The sequence below is a fragment of the Actinacidiphila guanduensis genome (assembly GCF_900103985.1).
Lineage (GTDB): Bacteria > Actinomycetota > Actinomycetes > Streptomycetales > Streptomycetaceae > Actinacidiphila > Actinacidiphila guanduensis.
The window spans coordinates 1-21422 of sequence record NZ_FNIE01000030.1; the positions used below are offsets into that span (position 1 = coordinate 1).

General features: G+C 73.3%; 16 protein-coding genes. 4 read left to right on the top strand and 12 right to left on the bottom strand.

Annotation, left to right across the window (positions count from 1 at the left end; all coding sequences use genetic code 11):
* From BLR33_RS33855 to BLR33_RS33875, 5 genes are all read right to left on the bottom strand, one after another.
* Positions 1-522, bottom strand: a 522-nt coding sequence (locus BLR33_RS33855; RefSeq protein ID WP_176930780.1) for a formate dehydrogenase accessory sulfurtransferase FdhD, incomplete at its 3' end; no start/stop codon positions are given.
* Between the two features lie 5 nt (positions 523-527).
* Entirely contained in the window at positions 528-1391 is an 864-nt protein-coding gene (locus BLR33_RS33860; RefSeq protein ID WP_093788823.1) for a 2Fe-2S iron-sulfur cluster-binding protein, read from the bottom strand.
* Positions 1388-3625, bottom strand: a complete 2238-nt coding sequence (locus BLR33_RS33865; protein WP_093788825.1) for an NAD(P)H-dependent oxidoreductase subunit E — start codon at positions 3623-3625, stop codon at positions 1388-1390. Before BLR33_RS33865 ends, BLR33_RS33860 begins: the two co-directional genes overlap by 4 nt.
* Positions 3626-3632: 7 nt before the next feature.
* Entirely contained in the window at positions 3633-5576 is a 1944-nt protein-coding gene (locus BLR33_RS33870; protein ID WP_265737066.1) for a molybdopterin oxidoreductase family protein, read from the bottom strand.
* Positions 5573-6553: a 2-dehydropantoate 2-reductase gene (locus BLR33_RS33875; RefSeq protein WP_093788827.1), complete on the bottom strand. Its 981-nt coding sequence runs from the start codon at positions 6551-6553 to the stop codon at positions 5573-5575. Before BLR33_RS33875 ends, BLR33_RS33870 begins: the two co-directional genes overlap by 4 nt.
* A 347-nt stretch (positions 6554-6900) precedes the next feature.
* Between BLR33_RS33875 and BLR33_RS33880 the strand changes: the two genes are divergently transcribed.
* Entirely contained in the window at positions 6901-8130 is a 1230-nt protein-coding gene (locus BLR33_RS33880; protein WP_245771854.1) for a molybdopterin molybdotransferase MoeA, read from the top strand.
* A 170-nt stretch (positions 8131-8300) separates the two neighbouring features.
* On the opposite strand, the gene BLR33_RS33885 is transcribed toward BLR33_RS33880, so the two are convergent.
* Both BLR33_RS33885 and BLR33_RS33890 read right to left on the bottom strand, forming a co-directional pair.
* The gene (locus BLR33_RS33885; protein ID WP_093788831.1) at positions 8301-9248 is read right to left on the bottom strand and encodes a hypothetical protein; all 948 of its coding nucleotides are present in this window, start codon (positions 9246-9248) and stop codon (positions 8301-8303) included.
* 105 nt (positions 9249-9353) lie between these two features.
* Positions 9354-9845, bottom strand: a complete 492-nt coding sequence (locus BLR33_RS33890; protein ID WP_245771855.1) for a hypothetical protein — start codon at positions 9843-9845, stop codon at positions 9354-9356.
* Between the two features lie 344 nt (positions 9846-10189).
* Between BLR33_RS33890 and BLR33_RS33895 the strand changes: the two genes are divergently transcribed.
* A complete protein-coding gene (locus BLR33_RS33895) occupies positions 10190-10882 on the top strand; it encodes a GntR family transcriptional regulator (protein ID WP_093788833.1) in 693 nt (230 codons plus the stop codon).
* 237 nt (positions 10883-11119) lie between these two features.
* On the opposite strand, the gene BLR33_RS33900 is transcribed toward BLR33_RS33895, so the two are convergent.
* The 4 genes from BLR33_RS33900 to BLR33_RS33915 form a co-directional block, all read right to left on the bottom strand.
* Positions 11120-12508, bottom strand: coding sequence for an OFA family MFS transporter (locus BLR33_RS33900; protein ID WP_093788835.1), 1389 nt, complete (start codon positions 12506-12508; stop codon positions 11120-11122).
* Between the two features lie 135 nt (positions 12509-12643).
* Positions 12644-14845 (bottom strand): acetate--CoA ligase family protein, encoded by a 2202-nt coding sequence (locus BLR33_RS33905; protein WP_093788837.1) that lies wholly within the window; start codon positions 14843-14845, stop codon positions 12644-12646.
* A 3-nt stretch (positions 14846-14848) separates the two neighbouring features.
* Positions 14849-16117, bottom strand: a complete 1269-nt coding sequence (gene frc / locus BLR33_RS33910) for a formyl-CoA transferase (protein WP_093788839.1) — start codon at positions 16115-16117, stop codon at positions 14849-14851.
* A gap of 12 nt (positions 16118-16129) precedes the next feature.
* Positions 16130-17869: a thiamine pyrophosphate-binding protein gene (locus BLR33_RS33915; protein WP_245771856.1), complete on the bottom strand. Its 1740-nt coding sequence runs from the start codon at positions 17867-17869 to the stop codon at positions 16130-16132.
* Positions 17870-18074: 205 nt separating this feature from the next.
* Between BLR33_RS33915 and sucC the strand changes: the two genes are divergently transcribed.
* Positions 18075-19250 carry an ADP-forming succinate--CoA ligase subunit beta gene (gene sucC, locus BLR33_RS33920; protein ID WP_093788841.1) on the top strand — a complete coding sequence of 392 codons (1176 nt, stop codon included), beginning with the start codon at positions 18075-18077 and terminating at the stop codon, positions 19248-19250.
* A gap of 2 nt (positions 19251-19252) precedes the next feature.
* Positions 19253-20149, top strand: coding sequence for a succinate--CoA ligase subunit alpha (sucD, locus tag BLR33_RS33925; RefSeq protein ID WP_093788843.1), 897 nt, complete (start codon positions 19253-19255; stop codon positions 20147-20149).
* A 343-nt stretch (positions 20150-20492) separates the two neighbouring features.
* On the opposite strand, the gene BLR33_RS33930 is transcribed toward sucD, so the two are convergent.
* A complete protein-coding gene (locus BLR33_RS33930; RefSeq protein WP_093788845.1) occupies positions 20493-21398 on the bottom strand; it encodes a LysR family transcriptional regulator in 906 nt (301 codons plus the stop codon).
* Between the last annotated feature and the right edge of the window lie 24 nt (positions 21399-21422).

Below are 21422 nucleotides of genomic sequence, written 5' to 3' on the forward strand. Positions count from 1 at the left end.
GGTGAAGAGGGCGGCGGCGTGGAGGCCGCCGGTGCGGTCGAAGACGGTTTGTGCGGCGCGGAGGCGGTCGGGGAGTGTGCTGAGGAGTTCGGGTGTGATGCGGGGGTTGTGGGGGTCGGGGGTGGGCATGCGGGTGGCGGTGCGGACGGCGTCGAGGCTGGCTTTGCCGCACAGTCCGCAGGAGGAGGTGGTGTAGACGTTGCGTTCGAGGGTGATGTCGGGGACGGGGACGCCGGGGGCGAGGCGGACGTCGACGATGTTGTAGGTGTTGGAGCCGTCGGCTTGGGCGCCGGCGCAGTAGACGACGGAGGCGACCTCGTCGGCTGTGGCGACCACGCCCTCGCTGACCAGGAAGCCTGTGGCGAGTGCGAAGTCGTCCCCCGGGGTGCGCATCGTGATCGCCAACGCCCGCCCGCCCAGCCGGATTTCGAGCGGCTCCTCGGCGACCAGTGTGTCCGCGCGGTGCGAGGCAGCCTCCCCCCGCACCCGCAGCACCCGGCGCCGCTCGGTGACCCGTCCCATCGCGCCTACTCCCTGTTCTGGACGTGCTGGAAGCCGAACCGGCCCTTGACGCACAGGTTTCCGTGCGTGACCGGGTTGTCGTGCGGGGAGGTCACCTTCACGATCTCCTCGCCCTGGACGTGCAGCGTGAGGTTGCACCCCACCCCGCAATAGGCGCAGATGGTCGTCGTCTCGGTCTGCGCGGCCTCGTCCCAGGTGCCGGCCGCGCGCATGTCGAACTCCGTCTTGAAGCTGAGCGCGCCGGTCGGGCAGACCTCGATGCAGTTGCCGCAGTAGACGCACGCGGAGTCGGTGAGCGGGGCGTCGTGCTCCACCGAGATGGTGTTGTCGAAGCCGCGCCCGGCGACCGCGATGGCGAAGGTGTTCTGCCACTGGTCGCCACAGGCGTCCACGCACTTGTAGCACATGATGCACTTGGCGTAGTCGCGCACGTACAGGTCGTTGTCCACCTTGGCTTCGCGGCCGGCCCGGGTCGCCGCCTCGGGACCGAAGCGGTCAGGATCGGCGCCGTACTCCCGGATCCAGCCGGCGACGTGCGGGGTGGTGGACAAGTCGGTGGAGGAGGCGAGGAGTTCGAGGACCAGCTTGCGGCTGTGCCGGACCCGCTCGCTGCCGGTGCGCACCCGCATCCCCGGCTCGACCTTCCGCGAACAGGCAGGAGCCAGGGTGCGCGCGCCCTCCACCTCCACCACGCACACCCGGCACGCGTTCTTCGGGGTGAGGGTGTCGCCGTGGCACAACGTCGGCACCTCGGTGCCCGCCGCGCGGCAGGCGTCCAGCACGGTGGCGCCCTCCGGCGCCCGCACCTCCTGCCCGTCGAGAGTGAACTCCACCAGTCGGCGCGGCAGTTGCAAGGGGATCGCGGTCATCGAACGCCTCCGTCCACAGGGTCGGCGGGTGTGCCCGCCGCCGGGCCGCTGCCGGGCAGCGCGCCCGCGTACACGCCGAGCCGGTCGATCGCCGACTCCACCGCGTTCCACGCCGTCTGGCCGAGGCCGCAGATCGACGCGTCCCGCATCGCGGCCCCCACCTCGCGCAGCAGCGCGATGTCGCCGGCGGCGGCCGCGCCGGTGAGGTCCTTGATCCGGTGCAGCGCCTCCTCTTGGCGCACGGTGCCCACCCGGCACGGCACGCACTGCCCGCACGACTCGTCCCGGAAGAACTCCGCGATCCGCAGCAGGGTGCGCGGCAGCTCCACGGTGTCGTCCAGCAGCAGCACCACGCCGGAGCCGAGGGTGGCGCCGGCCGCGCGGGTGCCCTCGAAGGTGAGCGGGATGTCCAGCTCGTCGGGCCGGACGAAGGCGCCCGCCGCCCCGCCCAGCAGCACCGCCCGCAGCCGCCGCCCCTCGGGCACCCCGCCGGACAGCTCCACCAGCTCGCGCAGCGAGGCCCCGAACGGCAGCTCGTACACCCCCGGCCGCCGGACCGTGCCCGACACGCAGAACAGCTTGGTGCCGGTGGACTGCGCGGTGCCCACGCTCGCGTAGGCGGCCGCCCCGCGCTCCAGGATCGGCAGCACATTCACCAGGGTCTCGACGTTGTTGACCGCCGTCGGCCGGCCGAACAGCCCGCGCTCGACCGGGAACGGCGGCTTGCTGCGCGGCTCCCCGCGCAGCCCCTCGATCGAGTTGAAGATCGCGGTCTCCTCGCCGCAGATGTACGCGCCCGCGCCGCGCCGGATCTCGATGTCGAACGCGTAGCCCTGGCCGAGGACGTCCGGGCCGAGCAGCCCGCGCGCCCTGGCCCGGCCGATCGCGTGCGCCATCCGCCGCAGCGCGCGCGGGTACTCCCCGCGCAGGTAGAGGTAGCCGCGGTGGGCGCCGACCGCGTAGCCCGCGATCGTCATCGCCTCCACCAGCGCGTACGGGTCGCCCTCCATCAGCACCCGGTCCTTGAAGGTGCCCGGCTCGCTCTCGTCCGCGTTGCACACCAGGTAATGGGTGCGCTCGGGGCGGCCCGCGGTGGCCTCCCACTTGCGGCCGGTGGGGAAGGCCGCGCCGCCGCGGCCGACCAGGCCCGCGTCCAGCACCTCGCGGATCACCCCGGCCGGGCCGAGCGCGAACGCCCGGCGCAGGGCGCTGTAGCCGCCTTGCGCCCGGTAGTCGTCGAGGTCGGCCGGGTCCACCCGGCCGATCCGGCGCAGCAGCACCAGGCCGTCCTGCCCGGCCTGCGGTACGGCGGCCGCCGCGGGCGGCTCCTCGGGGGCCGCGCAGGGCGCCACCGCGGCGAGTTCCGCGGTGCCGGCGGTGGCGGGGCCGACGACCGCCGTGCAGTACGGCGCCGTCTCCGCGTCCGCGGACCCCGCGGGGGCGTGGGCGCCGGCCGGGTGGGCGGGGTGGGCCTCGTCGGCTGCTGTGGCGGGGCTTGCTGAGCCTGTCGGGTGCGCCGGACCTGTCAGGCCGGCCCGGTCCACCCGGCCCCTCGGGTCTGCCGGACCCGTCAGGCCTGAACGGTCAACCGGGCCCGTCCGGTACGGCGGGTGCACCGCATCTGTCGTGCCGGCCACGCCTGCCGGGCCCACCGAGCCCGTCAGGTTTGCCGGGTGAGCCGGGTCCACCGGGTCTGCCAGGTCTGCCGCGTCGGTGCCGTGGGCCTGCGGGCCCTGCTCGCCGGCCTGGATCGCCAGGGCGGCGGGGGCCCGCTCGCACAGGCCCAGGCACGGGCTGGGCTGCCAGCGCACCCCGCCGGCGGCGCCGCCGGGCGGGCCGAGCAGCTCCGCCAGGGCGCCGGTCAGCGCCGCCGAGCCGCGGGCCGCGCACGCCAGGTCGGTGCACACGTGCAGCACCCGGGCCGGGCGCGGCCGCAGCGCGAACATCGCGTAGAAGGACGCCACGCCGTAGCCCTCGGCGGGCGGCACCGTCAGCCGGCGGCAGACGTAGTCCAGGGCGCCCTCGCTGATCCACCCGACGCGGTCGTTGACCGCGTGCAGGGCGGGCAGCAGTTGGTCGCGGCGGGCGCGGGCCGCGTGCCCGCCCCGCGCCCACCGCAGCTCCTCGGCGGTGCGCTCCCCGCCCTCCCAGCCGACCTCGGGCGCGCCCAGGCAGGCGTCCACGGCCGCGCGCTCCTCGTCGGTCGGCTTGGCGTCGGTGAACCGCAGGTCCATGCCGCCCTCACCTCGCCCCGGCCGCTATCGGGTCCACCCGCACCGCGGTCGCCTTGTACTCGGCGGTGCCCGCGATCGGGTCGGTGGCCTCGATGGTGAGCACATTGGTGTCCACCTCGTCGGGGAAGTGCATCGTCATGAAGGCGAGGCCCGGCCGCAGTCCCGGATCGATCCACACGGGCGCGCTCACCGTGCCGCGCCGCGAGCTGACCCGCACCACCTCGCCCGCCTGCACCCCGTAGGCCGCCGCGTCCTCCGGCGACAGCTCGATGTTCTCCCCGCGCCGCAGCGGCGAGGCGAACCCCCCTGACTGCACACCGGTGTTGTAGGAGTCCAGCCGCCGGCCGGTGGTGAGCCGCAGCGGGTAGCTCTCGTCCACCACGTCCACCGGCGGGTCGTGCTTGACGATGCCGAACGGCGCGAGCCGGCCGCGCTGTTCGGGCTCCTCGGACCACAACCGCCCGTGCAGGTAGGGCAGTCCGACCTCTTCGGTGCTGGGGCAGGGCCACTGCAGGCCGTGGTGCTCGGCGAGCCGCCCGTACGTCATGCCGTGGTGGTCGGGGGAGACCGAGCGCAGCTCGTCCCACACCTCCTCGGCACCGGCGTACCTCCACTCGTGGCCCAGCCGCGCGGCCAGGTCGCACAGGATGGCGATGTCGTCGCGCGCCTCGCCGGGCGGGGGGACCGCCCTGCGTACCCGCTGCACCCGCCGCTCGCTGTTGGTGACGGTGCCCTCGCTCTCGCACCAGGCGGCCGCCGCGGGTAGCACCACATCGGCCAACTCGGCCGTCCTAGTGAGGAAGATGTCCTGCACGACGAGGTGGTCGAGCATCTGCAGCCGGGCCACGGTGTGGGCGCAGTCGGCCTCCGACTGCGCCGGGTTCTCGCCGATGCAGTAGACCGCCTTCAGCGTGCCGCGCTCGATGGCGTCCAGCATCCGGGTGAGGTTCAGGCCCTGCCGCGGCTGGATGACGGTGTCCCAGCGCGCCTCGAAGCGGGCCCGCACCCCGGGGTCGAGGATGTCCTGGAAGCCGGGCAGCCGGTCCGGGATGGCGCCCATGTCGCCGCCGCCCTGCACGTTGTTCTGCCCGCGCAGCGGCTGCAGGCCCGAGCCGTAGCGGCCGACATGGCCGGTGAGCAGCGCCAGGTTGATCAGCGCGCGCACGTTGTCGGTGGCGTTGTGGTGCTCGGTGATGCCCAACGTCCAGCACATCTGGGCGCGTTCGGCCGTCGCATAGGCGTGCGCCAGCTCCCGGATCGCCTCGGCCGGCACCCCGGTGACCTGTTCGGCCGCGCTCAGCGTCCAGGGTTCGACCTCGCGGGCGAACTCCTCGTAGCCGGTGGTCGCCCGCTCCACGAACGCGGTGTTGACCAGCCCGGCGTGGATGATCTCGCGGGCGACGGCGTGCGCGAGCGGGATGTCGGTGCCGACGTTCGGCCCGAGCCAGCGGTCGGCCCACTCGGCGGTGCTGGTGCGGCGCGGGTCGACGGCGAACATCCGCGCGCCGTTCCTGATCCCCTTGAGCACGTGCTGGAAGAAGATCGGGTGCGCGAAGCGGGCGTTGGAGCCCCACATGACGATCAGGTCGGTGTCCTCCACCTCGCCGTAGGACGAGGTGCCGCCGCCGGAGCCGAACACCGCGGACAGGCCTGCGACGCTGGGCGCGTGGCAGGTGCGGTTGCAGGAGTCCACGTTGTTGGTGCCCATCACCACGCGGGTGAACTTCTGGGCCACGTAGTTCATCTCGTTGGTGGACCGGGCGCAGGAGAACATCCCGAAGGCGTCCGGGCCGTAGTGGCTGCGGACGGCCGCGAAACCGCGGGCTGCGGCGTCCAGCGCCTCCGGCCAGCTCGTCTCGTGCAGCTGCCCGTCCGCGCCGCGGACCATCGGACGGGTGATGCGGGTGTACGGCTCGGCGGGGCGGCGGCGCTTGCGGCGGGTGTCGTTCACTTCAGGCTCCTCGACGTGGTGCGGTTCAGCAGGTCGGCGACCGCGTGGATCGCCCGCAGGGTGGGCACGGCGGTGCCGGTCAGCTCGGCGAGTTCGACCACGGCGGCCAGCAGCACGTCGAGTTCGAGCGGCTTGCCGCGCTCCAGGTCCTGCAGGGTGGAGGTCTTGTGCTCGCCCACCCGCTCGGCCCCGGCCAGCCGGCGCTCGATGGAGATCTGCGGCCGGCTGCCCAACCGCGCGGCGACCTCCAGGGTTTCCCGCATCATCGCGGTGACCAGACCGCGGGCGTCCGGGTGCCGGCAGATCTCCGCCATGGTGGCGCGGGAGAGCGCGCTGATCGGGTTGAACGAGATGTTGCCCAGCAGCTTGATCCAGATGTCGTTCCGCACGTCCGGCTCCACCGGGCACTTCAGCCCGCCGGCCTGCATCGCCTCGCTGAAGTCGAGGCAGCGCCGCGAGACGGTCATGTCCGGCTCGCCGATGGAGAACCGGGTGCCCTCCAAGTGCCGTACGACACCGGGGGCTTCGAGCTCGGTGGCCGCGTACACCACGCAGCCGATGGCCCGCTCCGGCGGCAGTGCTCGCGACACCGATCCGCCGGGGTCCACGCTCTGCAGACGGCGGCCGCTGTGCCGGCCGGGCAGGCCGTGGAAGTACCACCAGGGGATGCCGTTCTGCGCGGCGACCAGGGCGGTGCGCTCGTGCAGCAGGGGAGCGACCAGCGGGCCGCTGGCCGCGTACGCGTTGGCCTTCAGGCCGAGGAACACGTAGTCCACCGGCCCGACCTCCGCCGGGTCGTCCGTGGCGTGCGGCCGCCCCTCGAAGTCCCCCCTCGGGCTCAGCACCCGCACCCCGTGCGAGCGCAGCGCCTCCAAGTGGGCGCCGCGGGCGATCAGATGCACGTCCGCGCCCGCGCGGTGGAGCGCGGCTCCGACATAGGCGCCGATCGCGCCGGCGCCGACAACAGCGACTTTCACAGGCGGCTCTCCGTTCCGGTCGTGGGGAGCTCTTGCGGTCGACAGAATATTGTCTACAGTATTCCCTGACGGCCGGTCAATACGTACGCCCCAGCCGGATGCGGGGCTTTACGGCTCTCCGGCCGCGATGGGCTCCGGGCGCTTTCGTAGGTGGGCTCCGGGCGCTCGAAGAGTGAGGTTTGTCAGGGGCTCGGGGAACTGCGCGACAAGCCACCGACTGGCCTGCGGTCGGGGACGGCGGGGTTGGGGCAGACGCGTATCCGTTCGCCGGAGGCGCTGCTGCCGGTGAACTGGCGAGGCGGAGCAGACGAGTTGCCGGGGCGGCAGCCGTGAGGAAGGAGCCGGACGTGACAGCACCCGTGGAAGCAGAAGCGCAGGGCAAGGGGCGGGCGGGCGGGAAAGGAACCCCCTGGCCGGTGGCCCGCGCACTCGCCGCAACAGCGGCAACCCCGCTCCCCCCGCTCACCGTCCCCCTGAAACGCGCCCGCGGCCGCGTCCTGGCGACCCCCCTGACGGCCCGTCAGCCCCACCCGGCCTTCGACACGGCAGCCATGGACGGCTATGCGGTGCGCGGCGAACCCCCGTGGACCCTGGTGGGAAGCGCCCTCGCCGGAGGCGAGCCCGCCCCGCCCCTGCGCTGCGGCGAAGCCCTGGAGATCGCCACCGGCGCCCCGACCCCGCCCGGCACCACGGCAGTCGTCCCGTACGAGCACGCGACCGTGCGGGCCCGTACGGTGACCCCGCGGCAGCCCGGCACCAGCCGCACTCACATCCGCCACACGGGCGAGGAGTGCCCCGCCGGGCGCGAAGTCCTGCCCCGCGGCACCGTGGTGACCCCGGCGGCGGTGGGCCTGGCCGCCTCCCTCGGCTGCGACAGCCTCACCGTGCACGCCGTCCCGCAGGTCGCCCTGCTGCTCACCGGCGACGAGCTGGCCCGCTCGGGGCTGCCGCCGCACGGCAGGGTGCGCGACGCGCTGGGCCCCCTGCTGCCCGGATTGGTCGAGTGGGCGGGCGGCGCACCGCGCCCGGTGACGTACCTCCCCGACGGCCGCGCCCCGCTCGTCACCGAACTCGCCCGCAGCGCCGGACGGTTCGGGCCGCAGGAGCCCGCGCCCGGGACGGACGTGATCGCGGTGTGCGGCGCCTCCTCACGCGGCCCGGCCGACCATCTGCGGCCCGCCCTGGGGGAGTTGGGCGCCCAGTTGCTGGTCGACTCCGTCGCCTGCCGCCCAGGGCACCCGCAGCTGCTGGCGCAACTCCCGGGCGGCACCTACGTCGTAGGGCTGCCGGGCAACCCGTACGCCGCGCTCGCCGCCGCCATGACGCTGCTCATCCCGCTCCTCGGCACCCTCGCCGGCCGTCCGGCCCCCACCCGCCGCACCGCCCGGCTCGCCCGCCCCTTGCGGACGGACCCGTCGCGCACCTGGCTCGTCCCGGTCGTGGTGGAGGACGGCCTCGCGACCCCCGTCGGCCACGACCACCCGGCCCTGCTCTGGGGCGCCGCCCTCGCCGACGCCCTGGCCGTCCTGCCCCCCGGTGGCGCCGACGACGTCGAACTCCTGCCGCTGCCGCGCTGATCGGCCGTGTCCCGAAGCGGTCCGACCGCCTCGCCGCGGTGGCTCCGGGCGCCGTCGAGCCACCCGGCCGCTGTCGAGCCACCCGGCCGCCGTACCGCAACAGCTGTGGATCGCCCGGGAACTGCGCCGGGGGCGCCGCCCAACGGACTGCGCCCTCCGGCCCATGGATGTCAGCCGACGTTCAGGGTCACCGCGGCGGTGTGCAGGGTGCCGGCGGTCCGGAACTGCAGGAACAGCCGCCAGTTCCCCTTCTTGGGCAGCTCGGCGTGGAAGGACAGGTCCGGGCCGCCGTGGTCACCGTCGACCGTCGTGGTCGGGTGGAGGTGCGCGAAGGCTTCGTCGCCCTCGTGGAAGGCGGTCAGGTGGGCGTAGGTGCCCAGGTAGGGCTGGAGATCGGTGACCGGCCTTGCGCCCTTGGTGATCGTGACGGTCAGCGGGTGCTCCATGCCGGCCATCAGCGCGCCCTTGACGCTCACGGTGTACCCGTCGACCGTCGTCGTGGACGAGGCCGCGGGCAGCGGGGTCCTCGATGCCTGGCCCGGGACGGTGACGGTGCGGGACAGCACGAACGCCGTGCCCTTGCCGGTGCCGCTGCCGGGCGTGAAGGTGGCGAACATCCGCCAGGAGCCCGGCGCGAGAGCGGCCAGGTCCGCGGTCCAGGTGCCGTCCGTGGCCATGGCCGGGTGGAGGTGCTGGAAGCCGGTCAGGTCCGAGCGGATGGCGTAGAAGTGCAGCCGCTCGGTCTGGTCGACCGCGAAATCGGTCACCGGCTTCGCGTCCGGGCCGGTGACCGTGAACCGGTAGGCGGCCTTCCGGCCGGCCGGGAGCGCGGAGTCGGCGCTGGTGAGGCGGTAGCCGTCCTGGGAGTCGGACAGGCCGTCGCCGCCGGCCATGGGTTCCATGCCCGGCATCGAGGCGTCGTGGTGCGCCGAACCGCCCCGTGCCGTGGGCGACATGGAGGTGGCCGACGGCATCGCGCCGTGGTCCATCCCCGGCATCGACGAGTCGTGGCCGGACGAGCCGCCGCAGGCCGCGAGGGTCAGCGCGAGCCCGGCGACGGCCGCGGCCAGAGCATGGCGGCGTACAGCGGGACGGGGGGAACGGGGGTCAGCAGACATGGCAGTTCCGGTCCTTCGGGTGGGCGCGCGCCGCTGCGGCGCGGCGCGGATGCGATCAGGGCGCGTGGCCGGGCCCGGCGCTGCGGCCGGTCCGGCACGGCCCGATCAGGTCCGCGCGACGCCCACCTGGAGCAGGAGGCTGCGGCCGCCCGGCGGCGGTTGCCCGCGCCGCGCCCAGGCGCGTCCGGCCGCGCGTCCGCCCAGGGCCGTAACTGCCAGTACCGCGACGGCGACCAGCAGGGTGTGCGCCGGCAGGAGGAAGCGCGCCCGGGCCGGGGTGGACACGCACATCGCCCCGTGCGCCATCGAGGGCGCCCCGGCGTGTACGGCGGGTGCGGTGAGTGCGGTGCCCGGCCGAGGCATGGCCGGGGACGAGTCGGCCCGCGCGGCCACGGCGGTGGTGCCCTCGCCCTCGCCCTCGCCCATGGACGTGGACATGGGCGCTGCCGCGCCGGGCAAGGCCGTCGGCAGGGCGCCGTGGCACCCTTCCGCGGCAGCGGTGGGGGAGCCGTGCATGAAGAACAGCCCGGCCAGGACCGCGCAGACCATCAGCAGCCGGGCGAAGCCCCGCTCGCCGATCTGCCCGCTCCCTGCCACGGCCCGTCCCTTCCGGTCCCGCCCGACTGGCGTTCCGCTCGTGTTGCGTTCTGCTCGTGTCGCGTTCCGCCTGCCCGTCTCGCGTTCCGCCTTGTGCAAGTGGTGGCGCGCTCTCGAAGGCGCGGCCGCTGCGAGGATACCCCGCCCGGGTATCGGCGGCCCGTCCGGCGGGCAACAGTGGTACTCCGCCCGGTCGTTGTGCGGGCGTGGAAAGGGAAGCCCCTTGCAGGAGATGTGAAGAGCGTCACCCGGATGGGTGCTGGGCCGCACAGGATGTACTCAGTAGACTGTAGACGATAGCCAAAAGACAGGTCGAAGCGTCCTGTTCGGGACAGGGGGATGCCATGTTGTCCACGGGACTGCCGCAGGGCACCGTGCCGAAGCTGGAGCGGCCGGGCCCGCTGCGCGAGCGGGTGTACGACGCGCTGCTCGAACTCATCACCTCGCGTGCCCTCCGCCCGGGGCAGCACCTGGTGGAGACCGAGCTCGCCGGGCACCTGGGGGTCTCGCGGCAGCCCGTGCGCGAGGCGCTGCAGCGGCTGAGCACGGAGGGGTGGGTCGATCTGCGCCCGGCGCAGGGCGCGTTCGTGCACGAGCCCACCGAGGAGGAGGCCGACCAGTTGCTGGTGGTCCGCGCGCTGCTGGAGACCGAGGCCGCCCGCCTCGCCGCCGGGAACGCGTCGGGGCGCGGCATACAGCGGCTCAAGGACCTCTGCGCGGTCGGTGAGGACGCCGTCCGGGAGGACGACGTGGACGCGGTGGTCGCCGCCAACGCGGCCTTCCATGCCGAGGTGATGTCCCAGGCGGGCAACGCGGTGCTCGCCGAACTCGCCGCGCAGGTGGACCAGCGGGTCCGCTGGTATTACACGCCGGTCGCCCGCAGTCGCGGCATGCAGTCCTGGGAGGAGCACCGCGAGCTGATAGACGCGGTCGCCTCGCAGGACGAAGCGGCGGCCACCCGGATCATGCGCGCCCACACCGAGCACACCCGCGCCTCCTACCACGAGCGCGCCGACCGTGCGGAGGCCGACGCGTAGGCCGTCGCGGGCACGGCCACCGGCGGACCTCGCGCTCTTAACGGCCGCATCGGTGGGCGCGCGGCGCCGAAGGGGTCGGGCACGCGTCCGACACGCCTGCAACCGGCCTGCGGCAGCATGTCCCGCCTGCCGAGCCGGTCAGGGCGTTGCTTCTCGGGGCACCGTGTTCGTAGGGTGCCCTGCCGATCCGGGCGTTGCTCGGCGGCCGGCCGGTCTCGGCCCGGCCGGCCGCGTGCGTCACGTCAGTTCGGGGCTGATCTGCTGGGGGTCGGGTTCGGAGGTCTTGCCGGTGCGGCGGCCCGGCTGGTGGAGCAGCAGGGCCAAGGCGGCGGAGCCGAGGCCGATGAAGCCGGCCAGCAGATAGGCGCCGTGGTAACCCCAGGCGTTGATCACGATGCTGCCCAGGCCGCTGCCGACGAGGCCGCTGACGAGTTTGGAGCTGTAGACCACACCGTAGTTGGAGGCGTTGTTGTTCTCACCGAAGTAGTCCGGCACCAGTGCGGCGAACATCGGGAAGAAGCCGCCGCTGCCGAAGCCCGAGACGAAGGCGAAGATCAGGAAGAGCACTTCGTTGCGGGAGTCGCCCGCCCACAGGACGCCGAACTGCGCGAGGCCCTCGATCACGAGCACACCCACCAGGGTCTGCTTGCGGCCGAAGCGGTCCGACACATAGCCGGTCGCGGCGCGCCCCACGCCGTTGACCAGGCTGAGGATGCCGGCCGACGAGGCCGCCACGAGCGGGCCGAAACCGATGTCCTTGGCGAACGGCACCTGGAAGGAGATACCGAAGATCGACACACCGGCGATCATGAGCATGGAGATCCACATCAGCGGGAGCATCCCGGTGCGCAGCGCCTCCCCGGTGCCGTACTGACGGACCGCCGGCGGGTTCTTGCGCAGGGAGGGGTTGGCCTCCTGGTTGCGCGAGAACTCGATGGGGTCCACGTGGCCCGGCCACCAGTTCTTCGGCGGGTCGCGGAAGAACCAGCCGCAGATGATGACGAGCAGCAGGACGTAGAGGCCGACGAGGTCGAGGACCTGGTGGTAGTTGCCGGCGTCGAACATGTAGGTGAAGACGAAGATCAGCGGCACCGAGCCGTAGGCGAAGCCGCCGTTGACGAAGCCGGTGACGCCGCCCTTCTTCTCCGGGTACCACTTGCCGACCATGTTGATGCAGCTCGAGTAGACCATGCCGGAGCCGGTGCCGCCGAGGACGCCGAAGCCGCCGATGGCGACGGCGAGGTTCGGCGCGTGGCTGAGAGCGACGAAGCCCAGTCCCGCCAGCACCGCGCCCGACATGGTGGCGGCCTTGGGGCTGAGCAGCCCCAATTCCCGCAGCCGTCCGGTGGGGTAGGACACGGCGGCCTGGAAGACGGTCCAGATGCCCAGCAGCCAGAAGGTGTTGGTGCTGGTCCAGTGGTGCACCGAGGACAGGGTGTCCTCGGCGGAGCCGAAGGCGTACTCGGCGACGCTGATGCCGAACATGGCGGCCCACGGCAGCCACACCATCAGCGCGCGCGGTGCGCCGAGGATGTCCCGGGGGCTCTCGCCGATCCGGTAGACGCGGCCGTTGGCGTCGGTGACCTCTCTGTACGGTAGCGATTCAGTGGTAGACGTCGTTGTCATCTCACTCCCCTTGCGCGAAGAGACTGGCCAGCGCCCCCTGGACGGATCTCCTGTGTGCTTGCGGGGCGGGACCGGCCGCGCGGCTGCCGCGGCCGGCCCCGTCGTCACTTGTGCAGCGGTGGTGGTGCGCTTGAGCTAGCGGTTCCGGCCCGGCGAGCCGAGCAGGCCGGCTGCCCGGGCCCAGCGGTACTTCGCGCCGAGGGCCGCGACCGGCTCCTCGGTGCTGTAGGGGTAGGCGACCACGCCGTGCTCGAAGAGGTAGGCGGCGGCCTGCTCCACCTCGGTGTCGCCCGCCAGGGAGGCCACCACCGGTTTCTCGATGCCCTTGGCCTTGGCCTCGGCGACCACCCGGGCGGTGAGTTCGGCGAAGACCATGGGCGGGGTGACGATGGTGTGCCAGTAGCCCAGCACCAGGGCGTGCACCCGCGGGTCCTCCAGGCCGAGCCGGATCGTCGCCTCGTAGGTGGCGGGCGGTTCGCCGCCGGTGATGTCGATCGGGTTGCCGGCGGCGCCGAAGGGCGGGATGTAGCGCATGAAGGCGGCGTCGAGGTCCGGCGGGATCTCCATCAGGGTCAGCCCGTTGTCGACACAGGCGTCCGAGAGCAGGACGCCCGAGCCGCCGGCGCCGGTGATGATCACCACGTTGTCGCCCTTGGGTGTGGGCAGCACCGGCAGCGCGCGGGCGTACTCCAGCATGTCCTTCAGCCCCGGCGCCCTGATCACCCCGGCCTGCCGCAGGATGTCGTCGTACACCTTGTCGTCGCCGGCCAGCGCGCCGGTGTGCGACCCGGCCGCCCGTGCCCCGGCGCTGGTGCGCCCGGCCTTCAGCACCACGACCGGCTTCTTCGGCACGGTCGCCCGGGCCGCCGCCACGAACGCCCGCCCGTCCTTGAGGTCTTCCAGGTGCATGGCGATGCAGGAGGTGTGCTCGTCCTCACCGAAGTAGGTGAGCAGGTCGTCCTCGTCGACATCCGACTTGTTGCCGAGGCCCACGATCGCCGAGACACCGGTGCGGGTGGTGCGGGCGAAGCCGAGGATGGCCATGCCGATGCCGCCGGACTGCGAGCTGAGCGCCACCGGGCCCTTCACGTCGTAGGGCGTGCAGAAGGTGGCGCACAGGTCCTGCCAGGTGGAGTAGTAGCCGTAGATGTTCGGGCCGAGCAGCCGGATGCCGTACTCCCGGGCCACGGCGACCACTTCGTCCTGCAGCGCCTGCTCGCCGGTCTCGGCGAAGCCGGAGGGGATGAGCACCGCGGTGGGGATGCCCTTGCGGCCGGCCTCGCGCAGCGCGGCCGCCACGAAGCGGGCCGGGATCGCGAAGACCGCCACGTCCACCTCGCCGGGCACGTCCAGCACCGAGGCGTACGCCTTGCGGCCCGCGATGTCGTCGGCCTTGGGGTTCACCGGGTGGATGTCGCCGGCGAAGCCGCCGTCCACCAGGTTGCGCATCACCGAGTTGCCGATCTTGCCCGCCTCGTTGGAGGCGCCGATCACCGCGACCGAGCGCGGCCGCATCAGCCGGTTCATCGCGGTCAGGATCTCCTCGCGGGAGAACCGCGGCCGCTCCACGGGCGCGCCCTCGGCCAGGATGATCCGGATGTCGGCGGCGAGCGCGCCCTCGGGCGTGGCGATCACCGGGTTGAGGTCCACCTCGGCGATCTCGGGGAAGTCCGTGACCAGCCGCGAGACCCGGCGGATCTGCTCCACCAGCGCCCAGCGGTCCACCGGCGGCGCCCCGCGCACCCCGCGCAGCACCTGCGCGGCCTTGATGGAGTCCAGCATCGAGGCTGCCTCGTCGGTGTCGACCGGGGCGAGGCGGAACGTCACGTCCCGCAGCACCTCGACCAGCACCCCGCCGAGCCCGAAGGCCACCACCTTGCCGAACGTCGGGTCGGTGACCGCCCCGACGATGACCTCCTGGCCGGCCGGCAGCATCTGCTGCACCTGCACCCCGTCGATCCGGGCGGCCGGCGCGTGGGCGCGGACGCTCGCCACGATCCGGTGGAACGCCGCCCGCACCTGGGTGGCCCCCGTCACGCCGACGACCACGCCGCCGGCCTCGGACTTGTGCAGGATGTCCGGTGAGACGATCTTCAGCACCACCGGCCCGTCGAACCGCGCGGCCAGCGCCACCGCCGCGTCCACATCGGCGGCCAGCCCCTCGCCGGGGGTGGCGATGCCGTACGCGTCGGCGACCAGCTTGCCCTCCGGCGCGGTCAGCGCGTTGCGTCCGTCGGCCCGCACCGCCGCCAGCACGGCGGCCACCTGCTCGCGGGCCTGCCGCTCCTCGTCCCGCCGCGAGCGGTCCTGCGCCGGCTCCTGTGCTTGCACGGCCATCGCTCAGATCACCCCGCTCGCCCGCAGTTGCGGCAACTCGTCGGCCGTCAGGCCCAGTTCGGCCACGTAGACCTCCTCGTTGTGCTCGCCGAGCAGCGGCGAGCGGCGGATCGGCACGGCGGAGTCCGACAGCTTCAGCGGGCTGCCGACGGTGATGTACGTGCCGCGCTCGGGGTGGTCGACCTCGACGACGATGCCGTTGGCGCGCAGGCTCGGGTCCTCGATGATCTCCTTGGTCGAAAGGATCGGCCCGCAGGGGATGTTGTGCGCGTTGAGCGCTTCGAGGACCTGCCACTTGGGCAGCGTCGCCGTCCACTCCTCGATCAGCTGGAACATCTTGCCGAGCTTGGGCAGCCGGGCCTCGGGCGTGGCCCACTCGGGGTCGTCGGCCAGTTCGGGCCGGCCGATCAGCGCGGTCAGCGGCTGCCAGCCGACCGGCTGCACGATCACGTACACGTAGTCGTTGGGCCCGCCGGGGGCGCAGCGCACCGCCCAGCCGGGCTGCCCGCCGCCGCTGGCGTTGCCCGAGCGCGGTACCTCGTCGCCGAAGTCCTCGTTCGGGTACTCCGCCAGCGGGCCGTGCGCCAGGCGCTGCTGGTCGCGCAGTTTGACCCGGCACAAGTTGAGCACGGCGTGCTGCATCGCCACGTTGACCCGCTGGCCGCGGCCGGTGCGGGTGCGCTGCAGCAGCGCGGCCAGGATCGCGGCCACCGCGTGCATGCCGGTGCCCGAGTCGCCGATCTGCGCGCCGGTGGCCATCGGCGGCCCGTCCTCGAAGCCGGTGGTGGCCATCGAGCCGCCCATGGCCTGGGCGACCACCTCGTACGCCTTGAACGCGGTGTACGGGCCCTCGCCGAAGCCCTTGATGGAGGCGTAGACGATCCGCGGGTTGATCTCGCGCACCCGCTCCCAGGTGAAGCCCATCCGGTCCACCGCGCCCGGGCCGAAGTTCTCCACCAGTACGTCCGAGCGGCGGATCAGCTCGGTGAGCAGCTCCTTGCCGCGCTCGGTCTTGGTGTTCAGGGTGATGGAGCGCTTGTTGCCGTTGAGCATGGTGAAGTAGAGGCTGTCGGCGCCAGGCACGTCGCGCAGCTGGCGGCGGGTGATGTCGCCGGTGGGGGCCTCCAGCTTGACCACGTCGGCGCCGAGCCAGGCGAGGATCTGGGTGGCCGAGGGGCCGGACTGCACGTGGGTCATGTCCAGCACGCGCACGCCGGCCAACGCGGGTGCCGCGGGCGGGGTTTCAGGAGTCGTGGCTGTCGTGGCTGTCATCGCGCAGCCTCCTCACTTGTACATGGTCTGGTTCATCGTTCCGGGGGCGTAGGCGTCCGGGTCGACCCACACGTTGATCAGCGAGGGCTTGCCGGACTCGCGGGCGCGGCGCAGCGCGGGCGCGATGTCGGCGGGGTCGCGCACCTCCTCGCCGTAACCGCCCAGCATCTGGGCGAACTTGTCGTAGTGGACGTCGCCGAGGGTGTTGCCGACCCGCTCGCGCTCCGGGCCGTATTTCTGGGCCTGGCCGTAACGGATCTGGTTCATCGAGGAGTTGTTGCCGACGATGCCGACGAAGGGCAGGTCGTAGCGGACGAGCGTCTCGAAGTCCCAGCCGGTCAGGGAGAAGGCGCCGTCGCCGAAGAGGGCGACGACCTCCTTGTCGGGGCGGGCCTGCTTGGCGGCCAGGACGAAGGGGATGCCGACGCCGAGGGTGCCCAGCGGGCCGGGGTCCATCCAGTGGCCGGGCGACTTGGGCTGGACGACCTGGCCGGAGAAGGTGACGATGTCGCCGCCGTCGCCGATGTAGACGGAGTCCTCGGTGAGGAAGTCGTTGATCTCGCTGACCAGCCGGTAGGGGTGGATGGGGGAGGCGTCCGAGCGCAGTTGCGGCAGCCGCTTGTCCAGCGCCTTGGCCTCCACCGCGCGCAGTTCGTCCAGCCACTCCTTGCGGCGGGCCGCGCCGCCGTTGATCCGCCCGGAGGCCGCCTCGGTGACGGCGGACAGGATGCGGCCGGGGTCGCCGACGATGCCGAGGTCGATGTCGCGGTTGCGGCCCACGGTGCGGTAGTCCAGGTCGATCTGCACCACCGTCGCGGCCGGTGAGAGCCGCTTGCCGTAGCCCATCCGGAAGTCGAAGGGCGTGCCGACGATGACGATCAGGTCGGCGGCGGAGAACGCGTGCCGCCGGGAGAGCTGGAAGTGGTGCGGGTCGCCGGGCGGCAGGGTGCCGCGGCCCGCGCCGTTCATGTACGCGGGCACGTTGAGGGTGCGGACCAGCTCGATCGCGGCGTCGGTGGCGCGCGAGGTCCACACCTGGGAGCCGAGCAGGATCGCCGGGCGCTCGGCGTGCACGAGCAGGTCGGCCAGGCGCTCGACGTCCTCGGGGTCGCCGGCGCTGCGGGTGGAGGCCCGGTAGTGCCCGGCCTTCGGTACGCGGGCGCGCTCGGCGGGCACCTTGGCGTCCAGTACGTCGCGCGGGATCTCCAGGAAGGACGGTCCGGGGGCGCCGTTGAAGCACTCGCGAAAGGCCATGGAGACCATGTCGGCGGCCCGTGCGGTGTCCGGCACGGTGGCGGCGAACTTGGTGATCGGCGTCATCATGTCGACGTGCGGCAGGTCCTGCAGCGAGCCCATCTTGTGCTGGCTGAGGGCTCCTTGGCCGCCGATCAGCAGCATCGGGCTCTCGGCACGGAAGGCGTTGGCGACGCCGGTGACCGCGTCGGTGGTGCCGGGCCCGGCGGTGACGACCGCGACGCCGGGCCGGCCGGTCAGGCGGGCGTAGCCGTCGGCGGCGTGGGCGGCGACCTGCTCGTGGCGGACGTCCACCACCTCGATGCCCTCGTCGACGCAGCCGTCGTAGATGTCGATGATGTGGCCGCCGCACAGGGTGTAGACGACGTCGACTCCCTCGGCTTTGAGGGCCCTTGCCACGAGGTGGCCGCCGGAGACGAGTTCGGCGGGCTCGCCGTCGGCCTCGCCCGCGGGGGCCGGTGAGGTGGCGGGGGTGGATCGGTGGGACGGGTTCGACATGCGCCGGGTCCTTCCAGGAGACGTGTGGGCGCGGGCCGGTCGCGTATCTGCCCGTGCCTCGCATGCTTCGGCTTCGTACATTGCATACAGGACACGAATACTGTATGCAGTTGTTATCCCGTATCCGCGAGTCGATGTCCAGGGGCGTGCACCGGCTTTCACCGGGTTTCCCCGCGGGACCCCTTCACCGGAAGGCGTGTTGACGATGGATCTGTTCGAGTACCAGGCACACGAACTCTTCGCCCGGCACGGGGTGCCCGTGCTGCCCGCCGAGGTGGCCGACGACCCGGCCCGCGCCCGCGCCGCCGCCCGCCGGCTCGGTGGCGCCGCGGTGGTCAAGGCCCAGGTCAAGACCGGCGGCCGGGGCAAGGCCGGCGGTGTGCGGCTCGCCACCACGATGGACGAGGCCGAGGCGCACGCGGCCGCGATCCTCGGCATGCGCATCAAGGGCCACCAGGTGCGGCGGGTGATGCTCGCCGAACCGGCCGACATCGACGCCGAGTTCTACGTCTCCTACCTGCTGGACCGCACGCACCGCACCTTCCTCGCCATGGCCTCCGCCGAGGGCGGCATGGACATCGAGGAGGTCGCCGCCACCCGCCCGGAGGCCCTGGCCCGCGTCCCGATCGACGCCGAGGAGGGCGTCACCGAGGCCAAGGCGCGCGAGATCGCGGCCGCGGGCGGGCTGCCGGAGGCCGCGGTCCCCGCACTCGTCGCGCTGTGGCGGGTGTTCGTCGCCGAGGACGCGCTGCTGGTGGAGGTCAACCCGCTGGTGCGCACCACCTCCGGCCGCATCGTCGCCCTGGACGGCAAGGTCACCCTCGACGACAACGCGGGCATCCTCCACCCCGACCACGCCGGCTACCAGGACCCGCAGGCCGGCGACCCGCTGGAGGCCGCCGCCCGCGCCAAGGGACTCAACTACGTCAAGCTCGACGGCCGGGTCGGCGTGATCGGCAACGGCGCGGGCCTGGTGATGTCCACCCTCGACGTGGTGGCCCGCTGCGGTGCCGCGCCCGCGAACTTCCTCGACATCGGCGGCGGCGCCTCGGCGGACGTCATGGCCGACGGGCTCGGCATCGTCCTCGGCGACCCGGACGTGCGCGCGGTGTTCGTCAACGTCTTCGGCGGCATCACCGCCTGCGACGCCGTCGCGCAGGGCATCGTGCGGGCGCTGCGCACCCTGGACCCGGCGGTCGTCACCAAGCCGATCGTCGTCCGCCTCGACGGCAACAACGCGCAGGAGGGGCGGGCGATCCTGGCGGCGGCCGCGCACCCCCTGGTCACCCAGCTCGACACCATGGACGGCGCCGCCCGGCGCGCCGCCGAACTTGCCGCCACCGGACCGCAGTTGGCCGCGAGCGGCCAGGGAGGGCACTGACCATGGCGATCTTCCTCGACGGCGGCAGCCGCATCCTCGTGCAGGGCATGACCGGCACCGAGGGCATGAAGCACACCCGGCGGATGCTGGCGGCCGGCAGCGCGGTCGTCGGCGGGGTCAACCCGCGCAAGGCCGGCACCCGTGTCTCCTTCGACTCCCGCGAGGTCCCCGTCTTCGGCTCCGTCGCCGACGGCATGGCCGCCACCGGCGCCGACACCAGCGTGGTGTTCGTGCCGCCGCGGTTCGTCAAGGACGCCGTGGACGAGGCGGTGGACGCCGGGATCGGGCTCGTCGTCGTCATCACCGAGGGCGTGCCCGTCCACGACACCGTCGCCTTCCGGGCCCGCGCCGAAGCCGCCGGCACCCGTCTCATCGGTCCCAACTGCCCCGGCCTGATCAGCCCGGGACGCTCCAACGCCGGCATCATCCCGGCCGACATCACCGAGCCCGGCCGGATCGGGCTGGTCTCGAAGTCCGGCACGCTCACCTACCAACTCATGTACGAGCTGCGGGACATCGGCTTCTCGACCGCCGTCGGCATCGGCGGCGACCCCGTCATCGGCACCACCCACATCGACGCCCTCGCCGCCTTCGAGGCCGACCCCGACACCGAACTCGTCGTCATGATCGGGGAGATCGGCGGCGACGCGGAGGAGCGCGCCGCCGCGTACATCACGGAACACGTCACCAAGCCGGTCGTCGGCTACGTCGCGGGCTTCACCGCCCCCGAGGGCCGGACGATGGGCCACGCGGGAGCGATCGTCTCGGGCTCCTCGGGCACGGCGCAGGCGAAGAAGGAGGCGCTGGAGGCCGCGGGAGTGGCGGTGGGCCGCACCCCGTCGGAGACGGCCAGGCTGGTCCGGGAGCGGCTGGGGGCGCCGGTGCAGGGCACGGCGTAGGGCCGGAGGCTTCGCTCAATGCGTCGGGTACGGCAGTGGGTTCGCCAAGCAGGCTGCGGGGCCGGGCGGGTTGGGGCGTGCGGGGCAAGTCCAGCCTTGAGCGGGTGGGTTGGGTGCTCCGTGGCAAGTCCGGCCGTAAGCGTGCGGGTTGGCGCGCGTGCGGCAAGCCCGGCCCTGAGCGGGCGGGTTGGGTGCTGAGCGGGAAGTTCGGCCGTAAGCGCGCGAGTTGGGGAGCGTGCGGCAAGCCCGGCCTTGAGCGGGTGGGTCGGCGTGTGCGGCACGTCCTGCGCGTCCCAGGTGGGTCGGGGGCCGGGCGGGTAGCCGCGCGGGCCCCGGCCGTCGCTCATCGCGCGGTCTGGCGCAGCGACTCCACCACCGTGTCGCGGAGCCAGCGTTGGGCCGGATCGGCGTCCAGGCGGCTGTGCCAGAGCATGCGGATCGCCACTTCGGGAAGCTCGGCCGGGATGGGGAACCAGCGCAGGCCCAGCGCCGCCGCGTGCTGCTCGGCCAGGCGCCGGGGGACCAGGCCGACGTACGGGCTGGTCGCCACCACCAGCACCGCGACGGCGTACGTGGGCACGATCGCCGCGACCCTGCGCTGCAGGCCCTGCGCCTCCAGCGCCTCGTCCAGGGGACCGCGGGCGCGGCCGCGGCGGGAGGCCGAGACGTGCGGGTGCTCGGTGAGCTGGGCGAGGGTGGGGCGGCGGCGCCGGCCGAGCGGGCTGTCCGCGCGGACGACGCCGACCAGCCGCTCCCGGTAGAGCGGGGCCGAGCGGATGTCGGGCGCGCCCGGTTCGCCGACGCCGATGTCGAGATCGGCGGTGCCGTCCCGCAGCTCCTCCGCGCTCTCGGCGCCCTCGGCCTCGAAGCGCAGCGTCACCCCTGGTGCCTGCCTGGCCGCGGCCTCCACCAGGCCGGCGGCGAGCGTGGCGGCCACCCCGTCGTTGATGCGGATGGTGAAGGTGCGCTCCAGCTCGGCGGGCCGCAGCTCGCGGTCTGCGCTGATCAGCGCGGCGGCCTCGTCCAGCAGGGAGCGCACCCGGGGGGCCGAGCGCAGGGCGAAGGGGGTGGGCACCATGCCGCGGCCCGCGCGCACCAGGATCGGGTCGCCCATGGCCCGCCGCAGCCGGCCCAGCGCGCGGCTGGTCGCGGGGACGGACAGGTGCAGCCGCTCCGAGGCGGCGGTGACGCTGCCCTCGCGCAGCAGGGCGTCGAAGACCCGCAGCAGGTTGAGGTCGAGGTCGGCCATGAGCCCACTTTATTGCTTCGCACG

Excerpts from the sequence above, each read along its gene's own strand:
- BLR33_RS33860 (WP_093788823.1), bottom strand. The coding sequence starts at position 1,391 with ATGACCGCGATCCCCTTGCAACTGCCGCGCCGACTGGTGGAGTTCACT.
- BLR33_RS33865 (WP_093788825.1), bottom strand. The coding sequence starts at position 3,625 with ATGGACCTGCGGTTCACCGACGCCAAGCCGACCGACGAGGAGCGCGCG.
- BLR33_RS33885 (WP_093788831.1), bottom strand. The coding sequence starts at position 9,248 with ATGTCTGCTGACCCCCGTTCCCCCCGTCCCGCTGTACGCCGCCATGCT.
- BLR33_RS33895 (WP_093788833.1), top strand. The coding sequence starts at position 10,190 with ATGTTGTCCACGGGACTGCCGCAGGGCACCGTGCCGAAGCTGGAGCGG.
- BLR33_RS33900 (WP_093788835.1), bottom strand. The coding sequence starts at position 12,508 with ATGACAACGACGTCTACCACTGAATCGCTACCGTACAGAGAGGTCACC.
- BLR33_RS33905 (WP_093788837.1), bottom strand. The coding sequence starts at position 14,845 with ATGGCCGTGCAAGCACAGGAGCCGGCGCAGGACCGCTCGCGGCGGGAC.
- frc (WP_093788839.1), bottom strand. The coding sequence starts at position 16,117 with ATGACAGCCACGACAGCCACGACTCCTGAAACCCCGCCCGCGGCACCC.
- BLR33_RS33915 (WP_245771856.1), bottom strand. The coding sequence starts at position 17,869 with ATGTCGAACCCGTCCCACCGATCCACCCCCGCCACCTCACCGGCCCCC.
- sucC (WP_093788841.1), top strand. The coding sequence starts at position 18,075 with ATGGATCTGTTCGAGTACCAGGCACACGAACTCTTCGCCCGGCACGGG.
- sucD (WP_093788843.1), top strand. The coding sequence starts at position 19,253 with ATGGCGATCTTCCTCGACGGCGGCAGCCGCATCCTCGTGCAGGGCATG.
- BLR33_RS33930 (WP_093788845.1), bottom strand. The coding sequence starts at position 21,398 with ATGGCCGACCTCGACCTCAACCTGCTGCGGGTCTTCGACGCCCTGCTG.